Annotated in this window: 27 protein-coding genes and 1 riboswitch; of the genes, 4 read left to right on the top strand and 23 right to left on the bottom strand. The window is 72.9% G+C overall.

Translation table 11 applies throughout. From position 1 onward, the window contains the following. Positions 1-4: 4 nt before the first annotated feature. From ASC77_RS10060 to ASC77_RS09990, 15 genes are all read right to left on the bottom strand, one after another. Entirely contained in the window at positions 5-757 is a 753-nt protein-coding gene (locus tag ASC77_RS10060; protein WP_056151667.1) for a GNAT family N-acetyltransferase, read from the bottom strand. Between the two features lie 27 nt (positions 758-784). Continuing rightward, on the bottom strand, positions 785-2,017 hold the full coding sequence (locus ASC77_RS10055) for a transcriptional regulator (RefSeq protein WP_056151664.1): 1,233 nt from the start codon (positions 2,015-2,017) through the stop codon (positions 785-787). A 34-nt stretch (positions 2,018-2,051) separates the two neighbouring features. Continuing rightward, complete coding sequence (locus ASC77_RS10050; protein WP_082574710.1) at positions 2,052-3,095, bottom strand: alpha/beta fold hydrolase; 1,044 nt, start codon at positions 3,093-3,095, stop codon at positions 2,052-2,054. Between the two features lie 5 nt (positions 3,096-3,100). Beyond that, positions 3,101-4,228 carry an XdhC family protein gene (locus ASC77_RS10045; RefSeq protein WP_056151661.1) on the bottom strand — a complete coding sequence of 376 codons (1,128 nt, stop codon included), beginning with the start codon at positions 4,226-4,228 and terminating at the stop codon, positions 3,101-3,103. Continuing rightward, positions 4,221-5,345 carry a vWA domain-containing protein gene (locus ASC77_RS10040; protein ID WP_056151658.1) on the bottom strand — a complete coding sequence of 375 codons (1,125 nt, stop codon included), beginning with the start codon at positions 5,343-5,345 and terminating at the stop codon, positions 4,221-4,223. Before ASC77_RS10040 ends, ASC77_RS10045 begins: the two co-directional genes overlap by 8 nt. Next, on the bottom strand, positions 5,342-6,229 hold the full coding sequence (locus ASC77_RS10035; protein WP_056151654.1) for an AAA family ATPase: 888 nt from the start codon (positions 6,227-6,229) through the stop codon (positions 5,342-5,344). Before ASC77_RS10035 ends, ASC77_RS10040 begins: the two co-directional genes overlap by 4 nt. Before the next feature lie 9 nt (positions 6,230-6,238). Next, positions 6,239-7,093 (bottom strand): endonuclease/exonuclease/phosphatase family protein, encoded by an 855-nt coding sequence (locus ASC77_RS10030; RefSeq protein ID WP_056151651.1) that lies wholly within the window; start codon positions 7,091-7,093, stop codon positions 6,239-6,241. Next, positions 7,090-7,641, bottom strand: coding sequence for an NTP transferase domain-containing protein (locus ASC77_RS10025; protein WP_056153965.1), 552 nt, complete (start codon positions 7,639-7,641; stop codon positions 7,090-7,092). The genes ASC77_RS10030 and ASC77_RS10025 overlap by 4 nt, the downstream gene beginning before the upstream one ends. Before the next feature lie 13 nt (positions 7,642-7,654). Then, the gene (locus ASC77_RS10020) at positions 7,655-8,284 is read right to left on the bottom strand and encodes a hypothetical protein (RefSeq protein WP_056151648.1); all 630 of its coding nucleotides are present in this window, start codon (positions 8,282-8,284) and stop codon (positions 7,655-7,657) included. After that, complete coding sequence (locus ASC77_RS10015) at positions 8,281-8,808, bottom strand: RNA polymerase sigma factor (RefSeq protein WP_235547568.1); 528 nt, start codon at positions 8,806-8,808, stop codon at positions 8,281-8,283. Before ASC77_RS10015 ends, ASC77_RS10020 begins: the two co-directional genes overlap by 4 nt. Before the next feature lie 174 nt (positions 8,809-8,982). Continuing rightward, on the bottom strand, positions 8,983-10,611 hold the full coding sequence (groL, locus tag ASC77_RS10010) for a chaperonin GroEL (protein ID WP_056151645.1): 1,629 nt from the start codon (positions 10,609-10,611) through the stop codon (positions 8,983-8,985). 206 nt (positions 10,612-10,817) lie between these two features. After that, the gene (locus tag ASC77_RS10005) at positions 10,818-11,987 is read right to left on the bottom strand and encodes a hypothetical protein (protein ID WP_056151643.1); all 1,170 of its coding nucleotides are present in this window, start codon (positions 11,985-11,987) and stop codon (positions 10,818-10,820) included. Then, positions 11,984-12,487, bottom strand: coding sequence for a SigE family RNA polymerase sigma factor (locus tag ASC77_RS10000; RefSeq protein ID WP_056151640.1), 504 nt, complete (start codon positions 12,485-12,487; stop codon positions 11,984-11,986). Before ASC77_RS10000 ends, ASC77_RS10005 begins: the two co-directional genes overlap by 4 nt. Before the next feature lie 41 nt (positions 12,488-12,528). Then, positions 12,529-13,386, bottom strand: coding sequence for an ATP-grasp domain-containing protein (locus tag ASC77_RS09995; RefSeq protein ID WP_056151637.1), 858 nt, complete (start codon positions 13,384-13,386; stop codon positions 12,529-12,531). 17 nt (positions 13,387-13,403) lie between these two features. After that, entirely contained in the window at positions 13,404-14,423 is a 1,020-nt protein-coding gene (locus ASC77_RS09990; RefSeq protein WP_056151634.1) for a LacI family DNA-binding transcriptional regulator, read from the bottom strand. 317 nt (positions 14,424-14,740) lie between these two features. Between ASC77_RS09990 and ASC77_RS09985 the strand changes: the two genes are divergently transcribed. Genes ASC77_RS09985 through ASC77_RS09975 form a run of 3 tightly spaced genes read left to right on the top strand, consistent with a single transcriptional unit; the run spans position 14,741 to position 16,655 of the window. After that, complete coding sequence (locus ASC77_RS09985) at positions 14,741-15,109, top strand: YciI family protein (protein WP_056151629.1); 369 nt, start codon at positions 14,741-14,743, stop codon at positions 15,107-15,109. Beyond that, positions 15,106-15,453, top strand: coding sequence for a YciI family protein (locus ASC77_RS09980; protein ID WP_056151628.1), 348 nt, complete (start codon positions 15,106-15,108; stop codon positions 15,451-15,453). Before ASC77_RS09985 ends, ASC77_RS09980 begins: the two co-directional genes overlap by 4 nt. Continuing rightward, positions 15,450-16,655, top strand: coding sequence for an RNA polymerase sigma factor (locus ASC77_RS09975; protein ID WP_056151625.1), 1,206 nt, complete (start codon positions 15,450-15,452; stop codon positions 16,653-16,655). The genes ASC77_RS09980 and ASC77_RS09975 overlap by 4 nt, the downstream gene beginning before the upstream one ends. An 86-nt stretch (positions 16,656-16,741) precedes the next feature. On the opposite strand, the gene ASC77_RS09970 is transcribed toward ASC77_RS09975, so the two are convergent. The 6 genes from ASC77_RS09970 to ASC77_RS09945 all read right to left on the bottom strand — a co-directional run bounded on the left by ASC77_RS09970 (position 16,742) and on the right by ASC77_RS09945 (position 22,709). Further along, entirely contained in the window at positions 16,742-17,017 is a 276-nt protein-coding gene (locus ASC77_RS09970) for a MoaD/ThiS family protein (RefSeq protein ID WP_056151622.1), read from the bottom strand. A gap of 19 nt (positions 17,018-17,036) precedes the next feature. Then, positions 17,037-18,305: a threonine synthase gene (gene thrC / locus ASC77_RS09965; protein WP_056151618.1), complete on the bottom strand. Its 1,269-nt coding sequence runs from the start codon at positions 18,303-18,305 to the stop codon at positions 17,037-17,039. 10 nt (positions 18,306-18,315) lie between these two features. Next, a riboswitch (SAM riboswitch) is annotated at positions 18,316-18,461 on the bottom strand. A 79-nt stretch (positions 18,462-18,540) separates the two neighbouring features. Continuing rightward, positions 18,541-20,856, bottom strand: coding sequence for an endopeptidase La (gene lon / locus ASC77_RS09960; protein ID WP_056151616.1), 2,316 nt, complete (start codon positions 20,854-20,856; stop codon positions 18,541-18,543). A gap of 163 nt (positions 20,857-21,019) precedes the next feature. Continuing rightward, entirely contained in the window at positions 21,020-21,862 is an 843-nt protein-coding gene (gene otsB / locus ASC77_RS09955; protein WP_056151613.1) for a trehalose-phosphatase, read from the bottom strand. Positions 21,863-21,925: 63 nt separating this feature from the next. Continuing rightward, complete coding sequence (locus tag ASC77_RS09950) at positions 21,926-22,411, bottom strand: LytR C-terminal domain-containing protein (RefSeq protein WP_056151610.1); 486 nt, start codon at positions 22,409-22,411, stop codon at positions 21,926-21,928. A gap of 1 nt (position 22,412) precedes the next feature. After that, positions 22,413-22,709, bottom strand: a complete 297-nt coding sequence (locus tag ASC77_RS09945) for a DUF3263 domain-containing protein (RefSeq protein ID WP_056151607.1) — start codon at positions 22,707-22,709, stop codon at positions 22,413-22,415. Positions 22,710-22,785: 76 nt separating this feature from the next. Between ASC77_RS09945 and ASC77_RS09940 the strand changes: the two genes are divergently transcribed. Then, complete coding sequence (locus ASC77_RS09940; RefSeq protein WP_056151604.1) at positions 22,786-23,811, top strand: Gfo/Idh/MocA family protein; 1,026 nt, start codon at positions 22,786-22,788, stop codon at positions 23,809-23,811. Here ASC77_RS09940 and ASC77_RS09935 read toward each other — a convergent pair. Together ASC77_RS09935 and ASC77_RS09930 are read right to left on the bottom strand one after the other, a co-directional pair. Next, positions 23,808-24,449: a LuxR C-terminal-related transcriptional regulator gene (locus ASC77_RS09935; RefSeq protein WP_056151600.1), complete on the bottom strand. Its 642-nt coding sequence runs from the start codon at positions 24,447-24,449 to the stop codon at positions 23,808-23,810. The two genes, ASC77_RS09940 and ASC77_RS09935, sit on opposite strands and share 4 nt — an antisense overlap. 10 nt (positions 24,450-24,459) lie before the next feature. Continuing rightward, positions 24,460-25,764, bottom strand: coding sequence for a sensor histidine kinase (locus ASC77_RS09930; protein WP_082574620.1), 1,305 nt, complete (start codon positions 25,762-25,764; stop codon positions 24,460-24,462). Positions 25,765-25,833: the final 69 nt, after the last annotated feature.

The raw sequence follows: 25,833 nt of genomic DNA, 5'->3' as shown, positions 1-25,833 counted from the left end.
CGCATCAGTGGCCGAACTGCGCCGACGCGGCGTTGGTGAAGAGCTCCCACTCCTCGAGCGTCCGCCACCCGGTGGCCTCGTAGAGCGGCAGCCCGGCCGGGGTCGCGCCGAGCATGCCGACCCGCGCTCCGTCGGCGCGCGCGTGCGCGAGCACGCTGCCCAGCAGGGCCCGCCCGTAGCCGCGGCGCGCGAACCGCGCCGGCGTCGACATCGCCCAGATCGAGACGCCGTCGTCCACGTGGCCGGAGACGAGCGCCGAGACCGCCTCACCGCCGTCCTCGAGCAGCCAGGCCCGGATCACGCCCCCGGGCACCGCGCCGGCCGCCATCAGGGCCGTGTCGTCGGCACTCAGCGAGAACGCCTCGGCGATCAGGTCCGCGAGCACCGCAGCGTCCGCCGGACCGGCCTGTCGCACCCGGCCGTCGACGACCTCGGCCGGTCCGGTCGTGAGGTCGCGGGTCATCACCGGTGCGGCGCCGACCCCGACCCACGGCGCGGCGAACCGGGTCGCGAGCTCGCGACCGGGGCCGGCCAGGAAGACCAGGGCGTCCAGGCCGGCCTCGTCGAGGATCGTCATCGTGCCGTCGAGCACCACCGGGTCCGCGGTCGCCAGCAGCGCCATGTTGAGGTCAGGAGCGACGCCGCCGGTGAGGCCGAGCCACCAGTCCGGGCCGGCGTCCGCCACGGCCCCGATCCGGGCCGCCAGGGTCGCCATCACCGCGCCCATGTCGGCGCGCACGCGCTCGGCGTCGTCCATCGTTCCCCCCACGTCAGCGCTGGCTGATCAGCGTTGGGCGGCGGCGAGCCGTCCCTTCAGCAAGGGTACGGCGGGGTGGCCCTGCGGGAGGCGGTTCAGGCAGACCTCGACGACCTCGGTGTCGTAGGGCGCGAGCTCGCCGTAGCGCAGCACGGCGTCGGGGTCGGGATCGGCGAGCAGCGCCTCCCGGACCGCGACCGCGACGAGCTCGGCCAGCTCGGCGAGCGCGGGCGAGTTCGTGCCGGGGAGCAGGTCGCCGCCGTACGCGTCGACGGCGGCCGCCACCCGTCCGCGCCGCAGCAGGGTGAGCACGAGGTCGACGTCGGTGGAGACCGGCATCGTCAGCCGGTAGGGACGCGACGCGAGCTGGCCGCCCAGCGAGGAGCGCAGGTGGGAGACCTCCGCCTTGAGGGTCGAGGTGGTGACCGCCTGGTCGCCGTAGACGAGCGCGTGCAGGTGCTCCAGCGACAGCCCCTCGGGGTGGATGGCGAGCAGCGCCAGCACCTCGGTCTGCCGCCGGTTGAGCAGCAGGCGCTGGCCGTCGAGCCAGGTCTCGGCGGTGCCGAGCAGCCGCATCACCAGCCCCGGCTCGGAGGTCTCGTCGAGCTGCTCGAGCACGGCGTACTGATGCGAGAGCGGCATCGCGGTCTCGATCAGCCGGGCCATCACGCGGGCAGTGGCGAGCCCGATCGGGTGGGTGCGGTCCCACGAGGTCGAGAGGTCGATGACGCCGAGCTTGGCGCCGGTGACCGGGTCGTGCACCGGAGCCGCCCAGCAGACCCAGTTGTGCACGATGGAGGCGTAGTGCTCGGCGCTGAAGACCATCTCGGGCGCGCCGGTGCGGTTCGCCAGGTCGAGCGCGTTGGTGCCGACGGACTCGTCGTCCCACCGGCCGCCGGGCACGAAGTTGACGGTCTCCGCCTTGCGGCGCATCACCCGGCCGCCGTACGTCCAGAGGATGCGGGTCTGCGCGTCGGTGACGGCGATGACGAGGTCGCCGTCCTCCGCCGTACGCCGGAGCTCGGCCTCGACGCGCTCGACGGCCGTCTGGAGCGGGGAGCCGTGCCAGGAGGCCGCGGTCTCGGCCTCGTCGGCCAGCGGGGCCTCCGCGACGTCGGCGCGCACCGCCGCCTCCGAGCGGGCCCAGCTCGTCAGGATCTCGGGCCGGACCAGGTCGACCGCGCCGTCGCCGCGCTCGACGAACGACGTCCACGCGCGGACGGCCTCCAGCCTGCGCGCCTGGAGCTCGGTCCGTGCCATGCGGTCGAAGGTAGCACCGGCCCCGTGACGCGGGTCACACGTCGAGGTGCCGTCGCAGGAAGCGGACGGTCCGCACGATCGAGTCCTGCCAGCGTGCGTAGAACGCGTGGTCCTCGCCCGGGTACTCGACGAGGGTGCTGTCGACGCCGGCCCGCTCGAGCAGGCGGTGGGTGGTGCGGGACCACCGTGGTGGACAGGTGGCGTCGACGGTGCCGTGGTGGATCAGCACGGGCTCGGTGATGCGGTCGACGTACGTGCGCGAGGAGAGACCGCGGTAGAACCCGGGCGACTGCTCCGGCGTACCGAACTCCGACGCGAGCGCGGCGACGGCCTCGGGCCGGTTGGGGCGCGTGAAGTGCTCGAGGTTGTCGAGGAACCGCGAGCTGACGCTGGCGTAGATCACCGCGGCGTCGACCAGCCCGGGCGCGGCGACCAACGCGTTGAGGGTGACCCCGCCGCCCATCGAGCGACCGACCATGGCGGTCTTGTCCGCGTCGACGTACGGCAGCCTCTCCAGCGCCAGCACGGCGTTGATGCTGTCGCGGGTGTAGGCGAGCCGCAGCTCGCGCTCCCGGTCACCGGCCGGATCCCCGGCCGCGTGGCCGCGGTAGTCGGTGTGCAGCACCACGAAGCCGGCCCGCGCCAGCCAGTCCTGCTCGCGGGCCATGCCCTGGCCGGTGACGTACGCCGACGGCTCGATGTAGCCGTGGTTGAGGACGACGGCGGGGAACGGGCCACCGCCGTGCGGCCGGAGCAGCACCCCGGAGACCAGCGTGCCGTTGCTGCGGTAGGTGACCTGCTGGCGGGTGTAGGCGTCGGTGCGCGTCTCCGTGCGGAGCACCCGCAGCCCTCGGCCGTCGAAGTCCGCGCGCATCAGGTTGGCCAGCGACGGGGTGTCGGTGCGCGGTGGCAGGCTCTCGCCCCGCTCGGCGGGGGTGGGGGGCTGGGTGGGGCCCGAGGAGGGCGCTGCGCTCGGTGGGCCGCTGGCGGTCGGCGCCGGTTCTGCGGTCGGGGCCTCGGACGTGCATCCGGTCAGCAGCAGGACCGCCACGACCGCGACCCCCGCCAGCCGCCCCATCGCGCTCACATCAGGTCGCGGTGGATCCGGCCGTCCCGGACGCCGAGCCGCTCGCCGCTGCCGCCCCACCGTCGGGCGACGATCTCGGCGGCGATGCTGATCGCGGTCTCCTCCGGGGTGCGCGCACCGAGGTCGAGGCCGATCGGGCTGGAGAGCCGCTCGAGCTCCTTGTCGTCGATGCCGGCCTCGCGGAGCCGGGCGATCCGGTCGTCGTGGGTACGGCGCGATCCCATCGCCCCGACGTACGCGACCTCGGGCAGCCGCAGCGCCACCTCGAGCAGGGGTACGTCGAACTTGGGGTCGTGGGTCAGGACGGCGATGACCGTGCGGCCGTCGACCCGACCGGCGTCGGACTCGGCCTGCAGGAACCGGTGCGGCCAGTCGACGACGACCTCGTCGGCCTCGGGGAACCTGCTGTGGGTCGCGAACACCGGACGGGCGTCGCACACCGTGACGTGGTAGCCGAGGAAGCTGCCGACCCGGGCCACCGCGGCCGCGAAGTCGATCGCCCCGAAGACCAGCATCCGCGGCTTCGGCGCGAACGCCCACACGAACACCCGCATGCCCTCGCCCCGGCGCTCGCCGTCGGGCCCGTAGGTCAGCGTCGCGTTGGACCCCGACGCCAGCAGCCCCAGCGCGTCGTCGTGGACGGCGTCGTCGGCGCGGGTCGAGCCCAGGCCCCCGGTGGGCGGCGCGTCAGGGCGTACGACGAGGCGCCGACCCAGCCAGGACGGGTCGGGGTGCTCGATGACGGTGGCGAGGGCGACCGGTCGGCCGGCCTCGATGTCGGCGGCGACCTGCTCGAGCTCGGGGAAGGTCTCGCGGCTGACCTTCTCGACGTACACGTCGAGGATGCCGCCGCAGGTCAGGCCGACCGCGAAGGCGTCGTCGTCGGAGACGCCGTAGCGCTGGAGGACCGGCTCGCCGGACTCGACGACCGACTCCGCGAGGTCGTAGACGGCGCCCTCGACGCAGCCTCCCGACACCGAGCCGACGGCGGTGCCGTCGGGGCCGACCAGCATCGAGGCGCCGGGCGGGCGGGGCGCGGACTGGAAGGTCGCGACGACCGTGCCGACGCCGACGGTCGCACCGGACCGCCACCAGGCCAGCAGCTCGGGCAGCACGTCACGCACGCGAGATCACCTCCGACAGCTCGGCGAACGTCGCCAGCGAGTGGCCGGCGACGAAGTCGTCGCAGTGCGGCAGCGCGGCGAGCACGCCCTGCTGCACCGGCTCGTACCCGGACTTGCCACGGTGCGGGTTGACCCACACGACGCGGTGCGCGACCCGCCGCAGCCGGGCCATCTGCTCGCCGAGGAGGCTCGGGTCGCCGCGCTCCCAGCCGTCGCTGAAGACGACGACCACCGCCCCGCGGGCCATCCCGCGCTGGCCCCACCGGTCCGAGAAGATCCGCAGCGTCTCGCCGAGCCGCGTGCCGCCCGACCAGTCGGGCACGGTCTCGCCGGCGGCGACCAGGGCCCGCTCGGGGTCGCCGATCCGCATCGCCCGGGTCAGGTGGGTGACGCGGGTGCCGACGGTGAAGGTCTCGACGACGCCGCCGTTCGCGCGGCCGGCCTGGGTGAACCGGTGCGCGAGGCGCAGCAGTGCGTCGGCGTACCCGCTCATCGAGCCGGACACGTCGACCAGCAGCACCACCCGCCGCGGCCGGACCCCTCGCCGCCGCCAGGCGATCTCGCCGGGCTCGCCCATCCGGCGCAGCGACGCACGCAGCGTGCGCGAGGCGTCGACCTGGCCGCGGTGCCAGTGCTGGTGCCGGGAGGTACGCCGCAGGGGCGGCCGCGGCTGCAGCGTCGCGAACATCGCGTTGAGCCGGTGCTTCTCGGCCGCCGAGAGCGTCGCGACGTCACGGTGCCGCAGCACCTCCGCCTCGCTCGCCCGGGCGCGCACGACCTCCTCGTCCGCGTCGGACTCGCCGGCTCCGGCCGACTCCGTGTCGGGCAGGCCCGAGAAGCCGGGCACCCCTGCCTGCGCGGGCCGGGGCCGCGGCAGTCCGTCGCGGCCGTCGAAGTACGCCGTGAACACCTGGTCGTAGCGCTCGAGGTCGTCGGGGCTGCCGCACAGCGTCGCCCGGCCGGCGAGGTACGTCGCGCGCTGGTCGTCGAGGCCGAGCGTCGCGGTCGCCGCCAGGAACCCGTGCGCGCGGTCCTGGGTCACCGGCACCCCGGCCGTCCGCAGCGCGCGGGCGAAGCCCAGCAGGATCTCGTCACCGCCCCGGTCCACGGTGCTCACGCCCTCAGCATCTGGTCCAGCGCGTGCCGCACCCGGTCGGCGTCCTCGCGGTACTTCACCAGCGCCCCCAGCGTCGCCGACGCCGAGGCGAGGTCGATCTCGGCGGTGCCGAAGTAGTGCAGCGCCCGCGCCCAGTCGAGCGTCTCGGCCACACCGGGTGGCTTCTGCAGGTCGTCGCGGCCGCGCAGCTCCTGCACGACGGAGACCACCTGCCGGCCGAGGACGGCGGAGATCTCGGGCGCGCGGGAGCGGACGATCTCGACCTCGCGCTCCAGACCGGGGTGGTCGATCCAGTGGTAGAGGCAGCGCCGCTTCAGCGCGTCGTGCAGCTCACGGGTGCGGTTGGACGTCAGCACGACGATCGGCGGCGTGGCCGCGCGCACGGTGCCGAGCTCCGGGATCGAGACCTGGTAGGTCGACAGCACCTCGAGCAGGAACGCCTCGAACTCGTCGTCGGCACGGTCCACCTCGTCGACCAGCAGCACCGCCGGGCTCGCCTGGAGCGCCTGGAGAACCGGCCGCGCGAGCAGGAAGCGCTCGTCGTACAGGCTCTTCTCGGCCTCCTCGACCGCGGTCGCGCCGGCGGCCTCGAGGGCCCGCAGGTGCAGGATCTGACGCGGGAAGTCCCAGTCGTAGAGAGCCTGGGTGGCGTCGATGCCCTCGTAGCACTGCAGCCGGACCAGCGGCAGGGCGAGCGACTCCGCGATCGCCTCGGCCAGCGCGGTCTTGCCGGTGCCGGGCTCACCCTCGAGCAGCAGTGGACGCTGCATCCGCAGCGCCAGGTAGGTCACCGTCGCGAGCGCGTCGTCGCACAGGTAGCCCGTGGCGCCGAGGCGCTCTGCCAGCTCCCCGGGAGCCACACCGGCGAGGTTCGACGACTCCATGCCTCCAGGCTACTCAGCGTGCCGTTGGACCACGGTTGGGTCCGGAGCCACGTCGTACGTCGCGACCACGGGGTGGTGCTGCCCGCCCGACATCGCGAGGGCGCGCACCGACAGCGCCTCCCGCTCGGCCCACACGTTGTCGATGTAGCCGGCACCGACCGTGCTGGTGCCGCCGTCCTCGCGCAGGACGTCGGCGCTGTCCCACGCGGAGACCAGGTCGCGGGCGCCGAGCCGCACCACCGGCAGGTCCGCGTTGCGCACCTCGCGGTCGCCCACGTGGTCGTCGTTGAAGTCGCCGACGACGAGCACCGTGGTACCCGTCCGACGCTGCTCCCGCGCGACCGCCCGAGCCAGCCCACGCACCTCGGCGACGTAGTAGCGGTAGCGCGCGGCCTGCCCGGGGATCCGTCGCCCGTCGGCGACCGCGCCGTACACGAGGTGCACGTTGAGCACGGAGTACCGCTGACCGGTCGTGCGGTGGACCAGCCGGACCACGGTCGCGTACGCCGCCGGGAAGCGACCCTGCTTCCCCGCGATCCGCACGGCCTGCGCGCCGGCCCTGCGGAAGACGGTGCCGTCCCAGATCACCGGGTTCTGGTCCGGGCCTGGCGTCGCGCCGAAGACACCCCACCCCGGGCTGGCGACGAGGAAGCGCCGCTTGGCCGCGGTGCTCACCTCCTGGAGCCCGGCTACGTCGACCTCGGCACGCAGCGCGTGCACCTTCCGCTTCCAGGGCGCCAGCGGCTGCCCCTTGTCGATGTTGAAGCTGCCGACCCGCAGCGGGTCGTCCGCCCGCGCGGCCGCCGGAGCAGCCGGCAGGCCGGCGACGACGAGCAGCGCGAGTGCCGCCGCCAGCCGCCTCACCGCGAGTCCACGTCCTCGCCGGTGGCGAGGTCGCCGCACTCGACGACCTCGACCTCATGGGTCGCGAGGTAGCCCCGCGCGCCCCGGTCACCGCTCGTCTCGTCGGCCACCGCGACCCAGTGGTCGCGGCCGAGGACGACCGGGTGACCGACCTGGCCGTCGTACGACGCGCGCCGCAGCGTCGCGCGGTCCGGGGCCGGCTCGAGGAGGCGACGGACGACATCGGCGCCGACGTCCGGGAGGTCGACGAGCGTGACCACCACGGCGTCGGAGTCGCTGACCGTGAGCCCGGCGAGCCCGGCCCGCAGGGACGCCGACATGCCGTCGGCCCAGTCGGCGACCACGATGCCGGTGGCGCCGGAGCCCTCGAGCAGCGGCAGCGCCTCCTCTGCGGAGGCGCCCAGCACGACGGTCACCCGGGTGCACCCGCCGTCGATGAGTGCCCGGACCCCGCGCACGAGCCACGGCTCGCCGTCGTCGCCGCGCACCAGGGCCTTGGGCATCCCCATCCGACTTCCGGCCCCGGCGGCGAGCAGCAGTCCGTGCATGGGTCCCTGCATATCAGCCCGGGAAGGCCTCGGCGAAGATGGCCGCGAGCTCGTCGCTGTACGGCGCCGAGAACCCGCACAGGCTCACCTGGTCCCCACTCGCGGAGACCAGGTAGCGCTCGCCCGTGCGGAACTCGACCCCGGAGGCGACGTCCTGCATCTGCTTGCTCGGCGCGGTCACCACGACGGTGTCGGTGGGGTCGCCGGCGTACCAGTGCGTCGGCTCGAGCGTGACCTGGTCACCGACGATCCCGGTCACGGTGCCGTCGAACGCGACGTCCGCGCTCGCCAGCAGCTCGGCGCTCGGCACCGCGCACTTGGCGTCGCCCGTGGCCGGGACGTCGAGCCGGGTCGTCGACGCCGCCGGGTCGCCGCCCGTCGTCGCGACGTCGTCGCTGCCCGTCAGGGCGTGGATGCCGAAGAACCCGACCCCGGCGATGACCAGGACGGCCGCAGCGGCGACCAGCCAGGTGAGCGGGCCGCGGCCGTGGGTGCCGGTCTCGCGGGTCTCGGTGGTGAGCTCGGTGGCCATGACGTCCTCCAGGAGTCGGGCCACCTCGTGCGGGGCGGCCGGCGGGAGGGATCCGGCCGGGTCGGACGCGCGCAGCCGAGCTCGGAGCTCGTCGTCGTGCACGTCGGTCATGGCCTTCTCCCCTCTCTCGACTCCTCATGTCCGGCTGCGGTCTCGATCTTTCGCAGCTGGTCCCTCAGCTTCTCGCGAGCCCGGTGCAGCCGGATGCTCGCGGCGTTCGCGGTGATGTCGAGGACGGTCGCGATCTCGGCCGGCGTCAGCTGCTCCCAGGCCCAGAGCCGCAGCAGCTCCGCATCGTCCGGGCGCAGCCGTGCGAGCGCGTCGTCCAGCACGGTGTCGTCGGGCGCGCCGGGGTCCGTCGGCTCCACGGTCGGCTGGGCCGCCAGCCGGGCGGCCACCCGCTCCTGCCGGTGGGCCGAGCGCTGGGCGTTGCGCAGGCAGTTGCGGGCCACGGCGTACGCCCAGGGCAACGGCTCGTCGGGCAGGTCCTCGACCCGGCGCCAGCAGACCAGCAGCGTCTCGGCGAGGACGTCCTCCGCGGTGGCTGCGTCGGTACGCCGGGCGAGGAAGCGCCGCAGCGGCTCGACCATCCCCGGCGCGACCGCCTCGAAGCGCTCCCGTCGGCTCTCGTCCACACCTCAACGCTGTCACACCTCCCGTCGAGCCGGGACGTCGGACGGTTGAATCGAGAGTTCTGACGGTTGAATCGAGAGTTAAGTCCGGACTCAACCGTCAGAAGTCTCGATTCAACGAAGAACGGCCCCGGGCTGGTGCCCGGGGCCGTTCTCAGTGCTGTGCGAGAGCTGGACTCAGAAGTCCATGCCGCCCATGCCACCGGTCGGGTCGCCGCCCATGGGCGCCGCCTTCTCCGGCTTGTCGGCCACGACGGCCTCGGTGGTGAGGAAGAGCGCCGCGATGGAGGCGGCGTTCTGCAGCGCGCTGCGGGTCACCTTGGCGGGGTCGATGATGCCGGAGGCGATCATGTCGACGTACTCGCCGGTGGCCGCGTTCAGGCCGTGACCAGCGGTCAGGTTGCGCACCTTCTCCGCCACGACGCCGCCCTCGAGGCCGGCGTTGACCGCGATCTGCTTGAGCGGGGCGTCGGAGGCGAAGCGCACGATGTTCGCGCCGGTCGCCTCGTCACCGACGAGCTCGAGCTTGTCGAACGCGGTGGCCGCAGCCTGCACGAGCGCCACGCCGCCACCGGCGACGATGCCCTCCTCGACGGCCGCCTTCGCGTTGCGAACGGCGTCCTCGATGCGGTGCTTGCGCTCCTTGAGCTCGACCTCGGTGGCCGCGCCGACCTTGATGACCGCAACACCGCCGGCCAGCTTGGCCAGGCGCTCCTGCAGCTTCTCGCGGTCGTAGTCGGAGTCCGACTTCTCGATCTCGGCGCGGATCTGGTTGACCCGACCGGCGATCTGGTCGGCGTCGCCGGCACCCTCGACGATGGTGGTCTCGTCCTTGGTGATGACGACCTTGCGGGCCTGGCCGAGCAGCTCGATGCCGGTCGACTCGAGCTTGAGGCCGACCTCCTCCGAGATGACCTGGCCGCCGGTCAGGATCGCGATGTCCTGCAGCATGGCCTTGCGGCGGTCGCCGAAGCCCGGAGCCTTGACGGCGACGGACTTGAACGTGCCACGGATCTTGTTGACGACCAGGGTCGACAGCGCCTCACCGTCGGTGTCCTCGGCGAGGATCAGCAGCGGCTTGCCGGACTGCATGACCTTCTCGAGGAGGGGCAGCAGGTCCTTGACGTTCGAGATCTTCTGGTTGGCGATCAGGATGTACGGGTCCTCGAGGACCGTCTCCATCCGCTCCGGGTCGGTCACGAAGTAGGCCGAGATGTAGCCCTTGTCGAACCGCATGCCCTCGGTGAGCTCGAGGTCGAGGCCGAACGTGTTCGACTCCTCGACGGTGATGACGCCTTCCTTGCCGACCTTGTCCATCGCCTCGGCGATGATCTCGCCGACGGTGGTGTCCGCGGCGGAGATCGACGCGGTCGCGGCGATCTGCTCCTTGGTCTCGATGTCGATCGCCATGTTGGAGAGCTGCTCCGACACGGCGGCGACAGCGGCCTCGATGCCGCGCTTGAGGCCCATCGGGTTCGCACCCGCGGCCACGTTGCGCAGACCCTCGCGGACCATCGCCTGGGCGAGGACCGTGGCGGTCGTCGTACCGTCGCCGGCGACGTCGTCGGTCTTCTTGGCGACCTCCTTGACGAGCTCGGCACCGATCTTCTCGTACGGGTCCTCGAGCTCGATCTCCTTGGCGATGGACACACCATCGTTGGTGATCGTGGGGGCGCCCCACTTCTTCTCGAGCACGACGTTGCGGCCCTTCGGGCCGAGGGTGACCTTGACGGCGTCGGCGAGCGTGTTCATGCCACGCTCGAGACCGCGCCGGGCCTCCTCGTTGAAAGCAATCAGCTTGGGCATAACTCCTGCGATTCCTCACGCTTAGAGTTCGGGGATCCGAGTCGATGGGTTGCCCGCGACGGACGACCCTGCTGACCCGGCGAACCCTTTCTCGCCGGCGCGGAGGGCCTCAACTGGCACCGATCCGGAGTTGTCACTCTCATGACGAGAGTGCCAGCGTCATGTTTAGCACTCGACCATGGCGAGTGCAAGAAGCGGGTCGCTCCTCAGCCGAGGCGGGCGAAGCTCGAGGTCCACCCCGGCGTCACCGATGCCACCTTCCGGAACAGGTCCGTCCCGACGGTCCAGGCGATGAGGAGGTCGCGGTCGTCGGCGATCGACTCGTAGACGACCGTCTCGTCGTCGAGCCACCCCGCGACGGCGGGCGCGTCCATCCACCGGTGGTCGTCGATCGCGGTCATGAATGCCAGCACGCTGGTGCCTGTCGGACCGCCGGTGACGACCAGGGATGCGGGCCCACTGAGGTAGGTCGCTGGATCGCGCACCGGGATCCCCGGGCCCATCCCCCAGCTCTGGGCGGTGGCACCCTCGCCGTCGCCGCGCGCCGGCCCGATCGGGTTCTGCATCGACTCCTGGAGCCGGAAGACCCGGACCGGCGGCTTCGCCCCGGTGCCGACGCGGGTCCCGTCGACGTCGTACAGGGGACCCGACTGCTCGGGCAGCCGCGGCAGCAGGAGCTGGTCGTCGCCGACCCAGGTGACGTACGCCGTGGTCGCCGACCCGACGTCGATCGAGCTCCACCGGTGCCGAGCCACGTCGTAGAGCGCGAGGCTGCCCGCCTGTGGGAAGACCAGGTGGCGGCCGTCCGGCGACAGCATCGACGGTCCGTACGGCGAGACCTCGTAGCCGGCCTCGTCGGTCTCGGGCTGGTCGAGGTCGACCGGGAGGCGGCGCGTCGCCCTGCTCGGTGCGACCAGCACCACCGAGTGATCCCGCCCGAACGCGGCAACGGCGCGAACGATCGGGGCGGCGGCCGGGTCCGGGGCCTCGGCCGTGAGGTCGACGTCCCAGGAGGGCATCAGGTCAGGAGGGACCAACGGCAGGTCGAGCTCCTCGTCCAGGTCGGGGCTCCACCAGACCGGCAGGCCCTGGTAGGTGGCGTCAGGGACGATCGGCGACGCGGTCGAGGAGGTCGAGTCGGACGGCGTGGGCGCCGGCGATGCCGGCATCGGCGCGCCGCCCTCCCGGTCCGGCAGGCGCACGAGGTCGACGGTGACGGCCGCGAGCACGACGGCCAGCACCACGCCGCCGGCGACGAGCGACCGACGCACCCGGCGACGGCGTGCGGCCTGCTCCCACGCGCCCGGGGCGAGGTCGATCGACGTCAGGTCGTCGACGCGGTCATGCAGCAGGTCGCGCAGGTCCTGGTCACTCATCTGCACTCCTCTCCCAGCAGGTCGGCGAGCTCGGGCGACGCCTCGCGCAACCGGCGCAGGGCGACGTGGGTCTGGCTCTTGACGGTGCCGACGCTGACGCCCAGCGCCTCCGCGGTCTCGCGCTCGGACAGGTCGTCGTAGTAGCGGAGCACGACCGTCGCGCGCTGACGCGGCGTCAGCTGCGCCAGCGCCTGGTCGAGCAGCATCCGGCGGTCGGCGTACGCCTCCGCACGGGAGTCCGCTCCGCGCTCCGGCGGGTCGGCGACCACCTCGCGACGGTGCTTGCGCCACCACGAGATGTTGCGACGCACGATGACCTGGCGGGCGTACGCGTCGGGGTGCTCGTCCGCGAGCCGTCGCCAGCGCAGCGCCACCTGGGTGAGCGCCTCCTGGACGAGGTCCTCGGCGCGGTGCCGGTCGCCGGTGAGCAGCACCGCCGTGCGCAGCAGCGCCAGCTGACGCTCCTCCGCCCAGCGACGGAACCCGGTCTCGTCCGACATCACGCCATCATGAACGCGGCCGGACCCGGAAAGGTTGGCGGCTAGCGGTGCCGGTCGAGGTGCTCGAGGACGGCGTCGGCGAACGGCGCGGCGTTCTCGGGCAGCACGTCGAGGTAGAGCCCGGGCTCGGTGAGCTCGACCTCGCTCACGACGAGCCGGCCCTCGTGGCGCATCATGTCGACCCGGCCGTAGGCGATCTCCTCGCCGAGCAGGCCCGCGACCGTGGCGATCGCCTCGGTCGCCAGTCGGGTGGTGTCGGGTCGCAGCGGAGCGGGCCGCGACGAGCCGCCGAACTCCTCGTGCACCCGGATGTCGGTGGTGCTGGGCAGCTTGTCGACCTGGCTGACCGCGTGCCCCGCGATCACGAAGACGGACATCTCGCCGTCGTGGTGGATCGACTCGACGAGGGGCTGCACGATCCACGGCCCCTCGTGGCCGGCCAGCGGCTCCCACCCGGCCGGGTCACGGACGATCTCGAGGCCGCGGCCGCCGGCGCCCACCCGTGGCTTGACGACCGCGATGCCGTGCTCGGCGGACAGGCGTCGTACGTCGGCCACCGTGTCGGCCGTGCGCGTCGGGACGACGGGCAGGCCGGCGTCGATCAGGTCGAGGAGGTAGCGCTTGTCGACGTTCCAGCTGAAGACGCGATAGCCGTTGAGGACGTGCGGGCCCAGGCCCGAGGCCCAGCCGAGGAACTCCCCCACCCGGGCGTCGTAGTCCCAGGTCGAGCGGACGGCGATCAGCGCGGCGGCCGAGAAGTCGACCGTCTCGTCGTCCCAGCGGACCCAGCGGGCGTCGACGCCCCGGACCTGCAGGGCCTCGTCGAGCGCGGCATGGCCGGGCTCGCCGTCGTCCATGCCGGTGCAGGTGACGAGCAGGACGACGGGCCGGTCGGTCATGGGGCGAGAGTAGGTGGTCACGCACTTCCGCGGACGACGAGGTGGGTCGGCAGCATCAGGCCGGGCTGGGGTACGCCGGGGGCGCCGGTCGCCTCGAGGAGCATGGCCACCATCTCGCGCCCCATCTGCTCCGGCGACTGGTGCACGGTGGTCAGCGGCGGCACCGTGGAGAGCCCGATCGGCGCGTCGTCGAAGCCGACGATCGCGACGTCGTCGGGCACCTGGCGGCCGGCGTCGCGCAGCACCTGGAGCGCCCCGACCGCCATCAGGTCGTTGGCGCAGAAGACGCCGTCGACCTCGGCGCCGCTCGCGAGCAGGGCGCGCATCGCCTCGGCGCCGCTCTGCTGGGTGAAGTCGCCCCGCGCGACCAGCCGGTCGTCGATCGGGAGGTCGGCGGCGGTCAGCGCGGCGACGTACCCCTCGAAGCGCGAGTGGCCGGCGACCATGTCGGCGGGTCCGGCGATCGTGGCGATGTGGCGGCGCCCGAGCCCGGCCAGGTGCTGGACGGCGAGCCGCGCGCCCTGCAGGTTGTCGACGTCGACGAAGTCGCTGGAGACGCCCTCGCGACGGCCACCGACGACGACCGGGACGCCGTGGGCGCGGATCCGCTCGGGCAGCTGGTCGTCGTCGTGGAGCGAGAGCAGCAGCACGCCGTCGACGTGCTGGCGGGTGAGGTAGTCGTCGAGGGCGCCGCGCCGCTCCGAGGCCTGCGCGAGCAGGAGCACCAGCTGGCGGTCGGCGGCGGCCAGCGCCGACCCGATGCCGCGGACGATGCCCGCGAAGAACGGCTCGCCGAAGACCCGCTCCTCCGACTCCGCGATGACCAGGGCGATCGTGTCGGTGCGGCGGGTCACCAGCGCACGGGCGGCGGCGTTGGGGACGTAGCCGAGCTCGGCGATCGCCTCCTCGACGGCGAGGCGGGCGCGCTCGGAGACCTTCTCGCCCCCGTTGATGACCCGGGACGCCGTGCCGCGTCCGACGCCGGCCTTGGCCGCCACCTCCTCGAGGGTCGGGCGGGTACGTGGCGGTCGGCTCATGGCGTCAGTATGCCGAGCCGCCACGAGCGATGAGGGACGAACGGCGGGCCCGGGACGTCGAGGAGCCCCGGGCCCGCCGCACGACGGGGCCCGGCCACGAACCGCCGCTCGGGCCGGGCACTCCCACCACGTCGTTCCGAGGCCATCGCGCGGTCCACCCCTCGTCGTTCGGTGGTGTTTTGGGAGCGTTCCCACTTCCCACTGTGGTCGCTCGCCCACGGGCTGTCAAGGACCTGCTGTCGATTTGCCGCGCGCCCGCGCGTCATCTCGGTGCCAGACTCATCCGCACCCCTCGGGGATCACGAGAGGAAGTCATCATGAGCACGTACGTCGTCCTGCTGCCGGGCAACGAGGACACCTGGGAGTCCGCGTCCGAGGACCACCGCGCCGCCATGTACGCCAAGCACGGCGAGTTCGCCCGGGTGCTCGGCGAGCGCGGCCACACGATCACCGGCGGGGCCGAGCTCACGCACTCGCGCGAGGCGCGCGTCGTCCGCCGCGGCGACGACGGGATCGTCGTGACCGACGGGCCGTACGCCGAGACCGTCGAGCAGCTCACCGGCTACTACGTCGTCGACACCGACGACCTCGACGACCTGCTCGAGGTCGTCGGCATCCTCGCCGACGCCGAGGGCGCCGTCGAGGTGCGGGCCGCGGTCGGCGGTGCGGACGGGCCGTCGACGTGAGGTTCCTCGTGCTGATGACGGAGGCGGACCACTTCGCCCGGTGGGACGCGTTCTCGGAGGCGGAGCAGCAGGCGGTCTTCGACGAGTTCCGCGCCTTCGACGAGGCGATCGCGTCTCGCGGCGGCGAGGTCGTCGGCGGCGAGGCGCTGACCCGCCCGACCGAGGCCCGGACGCTGCGGCCCGGACCGGACCGCGTGGTCACGGAGGGGCCGTACGCCGAGACCGTCGAGCAGCTCGGCGGGTTCTACCTCGTCGAGCTGCCGTCGCTCGACGACGCCGTCGCGGCGGCCCGGTCGCTGCCCGCGGCGTACACGATCGAGGTCCGGCCGGTCCTGCCCACGTGACCACGCCGCACGCGAGGCTCGAGACGCTGCTGCGCGACGAGTGGGGCCGGTTGCTGGCCCTGCTCGTGGCGCAGTTCCGTCGGCTCGACCTCGCCGAGGACGGGCTGGCCGACGCGTTCGAGGCGGCGGCGCGCACCTGGGACGCCGTACCCGACAACCCACCCGCGTGGCTGCTCACCGCGGCCCGGCGCCGGGTCGTCGACCGGCTGCGCTCGGAGGCGGTGGCGGCCCGGAAGCTGCCGCTGCTCGCGGTCGAGGCCACCGTCCAGGAGGAGGCGCAGGCGTTCATGGCCGATGCCGGGGAGCCCGTGCAGGACGAGCGGCTGCGGCTGGTGCTGCTCTGCGCGCACCCCTCGCTGGCCCCGGAGTCGGCGGCCGCGCTGACGCTGCGGCTCGTCCTGGGCGTGCCGACCGAGGACATCGCCCGCCTCTTCCTGGTCCCCACGCCGACCATGGCGGCGCGGCTGACCCGGGCCCGCAAGCGGCTCGCCGGGGAGTCGTTCGCGATCCCGACCGACCTGGCGCCCCGGGTCGCGACGGTCACCGACGTCGCCTACCTGGCGTTCACGGCCGGCTACGCGCCCGGGTCCGGGCCCGACGTGCTGCGCGCCGACGTGGCGGGCGAAGCGATCCGGCTGGTGCGCGTGCTGCGCTCGGTGCTCCCGTACGACGACGTCGAGGTGGACTCCCTGCTCGCCCTGATGCTCTTCCAGCACTCCCGCCGCGACGCCCGGACCGTCGACGGGCAGCTCGTGCTGCTCCCCGACCAGGACCGCTCGCGCTGGCACCTCGCCGACGTCACCGAGGCCGTGGAGCTGCTGCGGCCCCTCGTCGACGAGCCCGCCTCGCCGTACCTCCTCCAGGCGCTGATCGCCGCCGAGCACGCGGTCGCCCCGTCGTCGGCCGACACGTCGTGGGACCGGATCGTGCTGCGCTACGAGGAGCTCGAGGCGCTGACCGGGTCACCGGTCGTGCGGCTCAACCGGGCGGTCGCGGTCGCCGAGGCCTCCGGTCCGGCCGCCGGCCTCGACGTGCTGGCCGACCTGTCCCTCCCGGGCCACCGCCTCCCCGCCACCCGCGCCGAGCTGCTGTCGCGGCTGGGTCGGCTCGACGACGCCCGCACGGCGTACGACGAGGCCATCGGGCGGTGCGGCAACCTCGCCGAGCGGGCACACCTGATCGAGCGGCGTGCGCAGCTGTAACGCCGGGTTACTGACTGTTCCCACCGGGTTGCAACACCGTGGGAAGAGCGACTAACCCGGCGTTACAGCAAATTCGCCGGCAGCGGTCAGCCGCCGGCGACCGCCGGGATGACCGAGATCTGGGTGCCGTCGGGGGTGGGGGTGTCCAGGTTGTCGAGGAAGCGCACGTCCTCGTTGCCGACGTACACGTTCACGAAGCGCCGCAGCGCGCCCGACTCGTCGAGGATCCGACCCTTGATGCCGCTGTAGTTCCCGTCGAGGTCGTCGAGCACCTCGGCGAGGGTCGCGCCCGAGGCGGTGACCTCGGAGTCGCCCCCGGTGTAGGTGCGCAGGATGGTCGGGATCCGGACGGACACGCTCATGTGCTGGGACTCTCCTCGATCAGGCGATGCCGGTGGCGGCGAAGGCGGCGTACGACGGCTCGATGGTCGCGGCCGGGCCGACCGAGCCGGAGACCGCGTCGAGGGTCTTCAGGCCGTGGCCGGTGTTGATGACGACGGTCTCGAGCGAGGTGTCGAGCTGGCCGGTCTCCACGAGCTTCTTCAGCACGGCGACGGTGGTGCCGCCGGCGGTCTCGGTGAAGATCCCCTCGGTACGGGCGAGCAGCACGATGCCGTCGCGCACCTCGTCGTCCGTCACGTCCTCGACCGCGCCGCCGGTCTCGCGGCAGATGTCGAGCACGTAGATGCCGTCGGCGGGGTTGCCGATGGCCAGGCTCTTGGCGATCGTGTCGGGCTTGACCGGGCGGATCGCGTCGACGCCCGCCTTGTAGGCGACGGAGACGGGCGAGCACCCGGCGGCCTGGGCGCCGAAGACGCGGTAGGGCCTGTCCTCGACGAGCCCGAGCTTGATCAGCTCCTGGAAGGCCTTGTGCACCTTGGTCAGCTGCGAGCCGGACGCGACCGGGATGACGATCTGGTCGGGCAGCCGCCAGCCGAGCTGCTCGGCGATCTCGTAGCCCAGGGTCTTGGAGCCCTCGGCGTAGAACGGGCGGACGTTGACGTTGACGAACGCCCAGCCGTCCTCCTCCCCCGCGATCTCGGAGGCGAGCTTGTTGACGTCGTCGTAGTTGCCGTTGACGGCGACCAGCGACTCGGTGAACACGGCGGAGTTGACCTGCTTCGGCTGCTCCAGGTTGCTCGGGATGAAGACCACGGTCTTGATCCCGGCCCGGGCGCCGGCGGCGGCCACGGCGTTCGCGAGGTTGCCGGTCGAGGGACAGGCGAAGACCTTCGCGCCGAGCTCGCGGGCCGCGCTCAGCGCGCAGGCCACGACCCGGTCCTTGAAGGAGTTGGTGGGGTTGGTCGAGTCGTCCTTGACCCACAGGTTCGTGATGCCGAGCTCGGCGGCGAGGTTGTCGGCCCGGAGCAGGCGGGTGAAGCCCGGCTCGGTGTTGGGGCTGTCCTGGATGTCGGTGGGCACCGGGAGCAGCGCCTGGTAGCGCCAGATGTTGGCCGGGCCGGCCTCGATCTGCTCGCGGGTGACCTCGCCGAACTGGTACGCGACCTCGAGCGGCCCGAAGCACTCCGGACAGGCGTAGTGCGGACCCAGCTCCACGGAGTGGCCGCACTCGCGACAGGCGAGGTTGGTCGCATTGCCGAACGCGCCCTCGCGCAGCGTGGTCGTCTTCTCTGCAACTACAGCGCTCATGAAGTCCTCCTTCTCATCTTCTCCGGCTGCGACGGTCGCGCCGGACGGAATTGGCACCGTTTCCGCGAACCGCATCCCGATGTTCCGGGCGGCGGAGGCTCGCGGCGGTTGCCGGGACTTCACAGGGCCGTATCCCTCTGTCCCTCTTGATGAGCTGTGCAGAACAGTACGCCGGCCGTCTCAGCATGTGCACATCAGATCCACATGCTGGACGACCGGCGTCCGTAGGGCGGCGTCAGGCCGCGGCGGTGGCCGTCTCCCGGGCCGCCTCGAGCGCACCGCGTACGACGTCCATGACATCACCGACGACGTGCACGGTCAGCGCCTCGAGGACATCGGCCGGTACGTCGTCCAGGTCCGGCTCGTTGCGCAGCGGCACGAACACCTCGGTCAGGCCGTTGCGCTGGGCGGCGAGCAGCTTCTGCTTCAGCCCGCCGATCGGCAGCACCCGGCCGTTGAGGGTGACCTCGCCGGTCATGCCGACCTCGGAGCGCACCGGGCGGCCGGTGGCCAGCGACGTCAGCGCCGTGACCATCGTGATGCCCGCGGACGGCCCGTCCTTGGGGGTCGCGCCGGCCGGCACGTGCACGTGGATCGCCTTCTCGAAGAACGACTGCTCCACGCCGAGCTCGACCGCGTGCGCCCGGACGAACGACAGCGCGATCTGCGCCGACTCCTTCATCACGTCGCCGAGCTGGCCGGTCAGCGTGAGACCGGCCTTGCCCTCGGAGGCCGACGCCTCGATGAAGAGCACGTCGCCGCCCAGGCCGGTCACCGCAAGGCCGGTCGCGACACCGGGGACCGACGTACGCTCGTGCGCCTCCGGGGTGAACCGCGGACGCCCGATGAGGTCCTTGAGGTCCGGCTCGTCGATGTCGACGCGCTCGGCCCCCGTCGCCAGCCGGGTCGCGGCCTTGCGCAGCGCCTTGGCGAGCAGCCGCTCCATCTGGCGTACGCCGGCCTCGCGGGTGTAGTTGGCGGCCATCTCGCGCAGCGCGGCGTCGGTGACCGAGACCTCGTCGTCGGTCAGCGCGGCCCGCTCGAGCTGGCGCGGGAGCAGGAAGTCGCGGGCGATGGCGACCTTGTCGTCCTCGGTGTAGCCGTCGAGGGTGACCAGCTCCATGCGGTCCAGCAGCGCCGACGGGATCTGCTCGACCACGTTGGCGGTGGCGATGAAGAGCACGTCGGAGAGGTCCAGGTCGAGCTCGAGGTAGTGGTCGCGGAACGTGTGGTTCTGCGCCGGGTCGAGCACCTCGAGCAGCGCGGCGGCCGGGTCGCCCCGGTAGTCGGAGCCGACCTTGTCGACCTCGTCGAGCAGCACGACCGGGTTCATCGAGCCGGACTCCTTGATGGCCCGCACGATCCGGCCGGGCAGTGCGCCGACGTACGTGCGCCGGTGCCCGCGGATCTCGGCCTCGTCACGGACGCCACCGAGGGCGACCCGGACGAACTTCCGGCCGAGCGAGCGCGCGACGGACTCGCCGAGCGAGGTCTTGCCGACGCCGGGAGGCCCCGCGAGCAGGACCACGGCGCCGGAGCCCCGGCCGCCGACGACCTGGAGGCCGCGCTCGGCGCGGCGCGCACGGACGGCGAGGTACTCGACGATCCGCTCCTTGACCTCGTCGAGGCCGTGGTGGTCGGCGTCGAGGATCGCGCGGGCGGCCGTGACGTCGTTGACGTCCTCGGTCGTGACGCCCCACGGCAGCTCGAGCACGGTGTCGAGCCAGGTGCGGATCCACGCGGCCTCGGGGTTCTGCTCGCTGGAGCGCTCGAGCTTGTCGACCTCCTTGAGCGCGGCCTCGCGGACCGCCTCGGGCAGGTCGGCGGCCTCGACGCGGGTGCGGTAGTCCTCCGCACCCTCGGGCTCGCCCTCGCCCAGCTCCTTGCGGATCGCGGCGAGCTGCTGGCGCAGCAGGTACTCCCGCTGCTGCTTCTCCATGCCGTCGCGGACGTCCTCGCCGATCTTGTCGGTGAGCTCGGACTCGGCGAGGTGCTCGCGGGTCCAGGCGATGAGCGTCTCGAGGCGCGACTCGACGTCGGGGTTCTCGAGCAGCTCGCGCTTGCGGTCGATGGAGAGGTACGGCGCGTAGCCGGCCGCGTCCGCGATCGCGGACGGGTCGGACATCTGGTGCACCTGGTCGATGACCTGCCACGCCTCGCGGCGCTGGAGCACGGCGACGACGAGCCGCTTGTACTCCTCCGCCAGCTCGCGAGCGTGGTCGCTGACGACGTCGTCGACGGGCTCGACCTCGACCCACAGGGCCGCGCCGGGGCCGGTGACGCCCGAGCCGATCCGGCCGCGACTGCCGGCCTTGAGCACGGCGGCCGGGGAACCGCCGCTGAAGCGGCCGACGCGGTCGACGGTCGCGATCACGCCGTACGACGCGTAGCGGTCCTCGAGCCGCGGGGCGACGAGGACCTGGTTGTCCGAGCCCGCCCGCGCCGCGTCGATGGCGGCCTGGGAGGACTCGTCGAGCGCGAGCGGGACGACCATCCCGGGCAGCACGACGAGGTCGGACACGAAAAGAACGGGAAGCCTGGTGGCGGTCATGCGAACGCCCTCCCTCTGGAAGATTGAGTGATAGCGACTCAACTTCCGGGAGTGGCCCAGTGTTCCGGAGAGCGGCTCCAGTTCACTCAGGGCGAACACCGTCGGGATAGTCCCTGACGTTCTGGCCCTGGAACGGCCTGCCGGAGGACCATTCCGTCAGGGACTACCCCGCCGCGCGCGCGTCCGCCGTCAGCCGGCGGAGCAGCTCGAGGACGCCGTCGGGGCCCTTGACGACCACGTCGGAGAGCGGGACGAGGGCGCTCTCCTCGGACGAGGCCGAGCAGACGAGGAGGGTGGGCATGCCGCCGTCGCGGAGCTCGGCGACCGCCTCGAAGGCCTCCATGTCGCCGAGGTCGTCGCCGGCGAAGAGGAACCCGCCGGCGTCGAGCTCCTCGACGAGGGTCCGGACGGCGAACCCCTTGTGCATGCCCGACGACCGCACCTCGATGACGTTGCGGCCCGGCTCCGTGATCAGCTCGTTGCTCTTGGCCAGGTCGCGGATGAGCGGCAGCAGCCGCTGGAAGGCCGCGTCGGCGTCGGGCAGCCGGCGGGTGTGGACCGCGACGGCGAGGCCCTTGTCCTCCACCCAGGCGTCGGCGGCGTCGGCGCGGCGCAGCACGCCGGTCAGCTCGCGCTCGAACGACGCGAGGCCACGCGGCGGTCGCGGCGACAGGATCCGGCGCTGGTGCGAGGACCAGCGCTCGTTGCCGTACTGGCCGAAGACGTAGAGGTCGGCGTCGGCGTTCGCGAGGGCGTCGCCCACCTCCTCGAGACCACCGAGGTCGAGGACCTGGCGCGCCGGGCGACCGGTGATCACCGCGACCGCGGCCACCTCACGAGCGAGGTCGACGAGCACGTCGGAGGCGTCGTCGTGGATGTGCGCCCTCTCGGGGTCGTCGACGATGGGCGACAGCGTGCCGTCGAAGTCCAGGCCGACGACGGCCCGACTCGCGACCCGCACCAGCTCGGCGTAGCGCCGCTCCCCGTCGGGGGAGGTGAACTCCATGGCTCCACCCAACCATCACGGCGTCGGGTGCGGCCCACCGGACGCCGAAATGTGGCGAACTGCTCAGTCGAGCTCGGCGGTCAGGATCAGCGTCAGCCGGTCGCGTCGCATCGGGTCGACCGCGAGCGCGGTGCGCTGGATGCCGAGGTCGAGCGCCAACTTCTTCGCCGCCGCCTTGAGCCGCTGCGGGTAGTAGACCGTGGTGCCCGGGATCGTGCCGTACCAGTTGTCCGACCCGACGACCTTCCAGCCGATGTCGGAGGCGCGGTCGGCGACCTGTCCCGCGAGCCCGGTGATGCCGGAGTTGTTGTAGACCTCGACGTAGACCTTGCCGCGCTGGACGGTCGGCTTGGGCTTGGGCTTCGCGCTCGGGCTGTACGTCGCGGACGGGGTCTCGCTCGGCTGCTCCTTGACGACCGTGGTGACCTCGCGCTCGGTCGGCTCGGAGCCGCGGGTCGCGACGAACGCGACGCCGGCCATCGCGACCGCGATGACGCTGAGGATCACGACCGGGGACGGGAAGACCGCTCCCCTCTGGTTGCGGGCCATCTCAGACCTCGAAGCCGAGTCGTCGCGCGGAGCGCTGCCGCTGGCGGGCCGCCCGCAGGCGGCGCAGGCGGCGGACCAGCAGCGGGTCCGCCTCGAGGGCCTCGGGGCGGTCGATCAGGGCGTTGAGGACCTGGTAGTAGCGCGTCGACGACATGTCGAACTTCTCGCGGACCGCGGTCTCCTTGGCGCCGGCGTACTTCCACCACTGCCGCTCGAACTCGAGGATCTCGGCGTCGCGCGCACTGAGACCCGGAGTGGCGTCGCCCGCCTCACCGGTGAGCGCGTTCGCGGCATCCATACCAGTCACTATAGGCGTCGAACCACATCGATGTGATTCGACCGGGCGGCGAGTCGCCATCAGTAGGGTCGGCCCCATGAGTGACGAGATCCGCTGGGGCATCCTGGCCACCGGCAAGATCGCCCAGACCTTCGCCCGCGACCTCGCGCTGGTGCCGGACGCCCGGCTCGTCGCGGTCGGCTCGCGCCGGCTCGAGAGCGCGCAGTCCTTCGCCGCCGAGCACGGCGCTGACGGGAGCGGCACCGCGGCGTACGGCTCCTACGAGGAGCTGGTGGCCGACCCGGACGTCGACGTCATCTACGTCGCGACACCGCACGCCTTCCACCTCGACAACGCCCGGCTCTGCTTCGAGGCCGGCAAGCACGTGCTCTGCGAGAAGCCGCTGACCCTGGACACCGGGGACGCGGAGGAGATGGTGCGGCTGGCCGGCGAGCACGACCGGTTCCTGATGGAGGCCATGTGGACGGCCTGCCACCCGGTGGTCCGGGAGCTGCGGACGCGGCTGGCGGCGGGCGAGTTCGGCCGACCGCGGCACCTGCACGCCGAGCTCGGCTTCCGCGTCGACGCGGGTCCGGACGACCGGATGCTCGACCCCGCGCTGGGCGCCTCCGCCCTGCTCGACATGGGCATCTACCCGCTGACGATCGCGCACCTCCTGCTCGGCGAGGCCGAGCAGCTGACCGCGACCGCCGACCTCTCCGACCGCGGGATCGACCTCGACGTCGCCGTCGTCGGCCGCTACCCCGGTGGCGCGCTCGCGACGATGACGGCCTCGATGACGTCCTACTCCTCGCGCCGTGCCGAGATCGCCACCGACCAGGGGCGGATCCAGTTCGACGACTTCCACCACCCGAGCAAGGCCGTCTTCACGCCGTACGTCGAGGGTCCGGGCAGCTGGGTCGTCGAGCCCGGCACGCCGGTCGAGGTGCTCGGCGAGGAGCCGGTGATCGGTCAGGGCTACGGCAACGAGATCGCCGAGGTCGGCCGCTGCCTGCGCGCCGGCCTGCGCGAGAGCCCGCAGGTGCCACACGCGCAGACGCTGACGCTGCTGCGACAGATGGACGACGTGCGCGCCCAGGTCGGCGTGACGTTCCCGGGCTAGCCGCGCAGGAAGGCCAGCACTGCCGACACCCGGCGGTGCGCGGAGTCGTCGTCGGGCGAGAGGCCGAGCTTCGCGAAGATCCGCTGGGTGTGCTTCTCCACCCCGCCCAGCGACACCGACAGCGCGTCGGCGATCGCCGCGTTGGACCGGCCCTCCGCCATCAGGGAGAGCACCTCGCGCTCGCGCGGGGTGAGGTCGGCGAGCGGGTCGCGGTGCCGGCCCATCAGCTGGCGCACGACCATCGGGTCGAGCACGGTGCCGCCGGCCGCGACGGTCTGCACGGCGCCGAGGAAGTCGTCGAGGTCGCTGACCCGGTCCTTGAGCAGGTAGCCGACGCCGCCGTCGCCGGCGGCGAGCAGGTCGTCGGCGTAGGAGACCTCGACGTACTGCGAGAGCACCAGCAGCCGCGCCTCCGGCCAGCTGCGTCGTACGTCGACGGCGGCCCGCAGGCCCTCGTCGGTGTGGCTGGGCGGCATCCGCACGTCGACGACGCCGAGCGCGGGTCGCTCGGCGAGCATCGCCGCGATGAACGCCGGCCCGTCCGCCACCGAGCCGACCACCTCGTGGCCGGCCTCGGCGAGCAGCAGCTGGAGCCCCTCACGGAGCAGCAGCGAGTCGTCCGCGATCACCACCCTCACAGCACCGACCTCACAGGGGGATCCTCGCGTCCACGACGGTGCCGTGCCACTCCGGGGAGGTGATCTCCAGGGTGCCGTCGACCGCGGCGAGCCGCTGCCGCAGGCCGGCGAGGCCGAGTCCCTTGGCCGGGTGGGCCCCGCCGACGCCGTCGTCCTCGACGCGCACCTCGACCTCGCGCTCGGTCGCCAGCACCGAGACCGTGACCGACGCGGCGGCGGCGTGCTTGGCGACGTTGGTGAGTGCCTCGGCCACCACGAAGTAGACGGCGGTCTCCACGTGCGGCGGCAGCTGCGCGGGCACGTCGATGCGGGACTCGACCGGGACCACGCTCTGCGCCAGCATCTCCTCCAGCGCAGCGGCGAGGCCGCGGTCGACCAGCAGCGGCGGGGCGATGCCCCGGCTCAGCGAGCGCAGCTCGGCCACGGTCTCTCGGGCCTGGGCCAGGGCGTCGTCGATGGTCGCGGCGGCCCGCTCCGGGTCGTCGGCCACCTGCTTCTTGGCGCGGCCGAGGTCCATGGTCAGCCGGACCAGCCGCTGCTGCGGACCGTCGTGGATGTCGCGCTCGAGGCGGCGCATCGACTCGGCCTCCGCGACCCGAGCCGCGTCGCGGCTGTCCTCGACGCGGGCGACCTCGTGCTGGAGGTCGGCCCGGCTGCTGAGCAGCACCCAGGCGAGGCTGGCGTGGATCGTCGTGACGAGCCGGACGGCCCAGGGCAGCGTCACCAGCGCGAGCAGGCCGAGCGCGAACTGGACCAGGCTCGCCGCGGTGCGGCCGTCCCCGGCGCCCAGGTAGTAGGCGAGCTCGTGGTCGCCCTGGCCGCGCTCCGGCAGGAAGAGCTGCCAGAACCAGTAGGTCAGCCCGGCCGCCGCGGCCGCCCACCAGACGAGGGTGACGGCGAAGGCGAGGGTGCCGGTGACCAGGCCGACGATGGCCCAGACGACGTCGAGCCACGACTGTGCGTCCTTGAGCGGGGTCAGCGACCGGCGCCAGAAGCCGGCGTCCGACGGGGCGCAGAGGTAGCGCGGCGTCGGTGCGGGCCGGCCGAGCATCCCGCGCATCCGGATCCGCTCGAAGCGGGCGAAGCCGCGCGCCACCATCACGCCGATCGAGATCAGCAGGATGCCGCCGATGAAGATCGCGAGGCCGACCCCCAGCGCGAGGTCGACGATCACGACCACGAACGCGACCAGCGCGATCGGGAACGCCGAGAGGGCGTAGCCGCTCTCGAACAGCACCCGGCGTACGCCGTGAGGGCGCGTCGCCGCCGGCGTCGGGGCGGGCATCGCGGTGGACAAGGTCAGGGTCTCCGTCATGGGATCAACGCTAGGAATCTCGGCACTCCCCGGCGATCCTGCCAGCCCGACAGCCGCTGTCGGGCCAGC

Source organism: Nocardioides sp. Root1257, from assembly GCF_001425175.1.
GTDB lineage: Bacteria > Actinomycetota > Actinomycetes > Propionibacteriales > Nocardioidaceae > Nocardioides.
The sequence above is the reverse complement of the archived record's forward strand: the minus strand, read 5'-3'. Positions and strand labels throughout refer to the sequence as shown.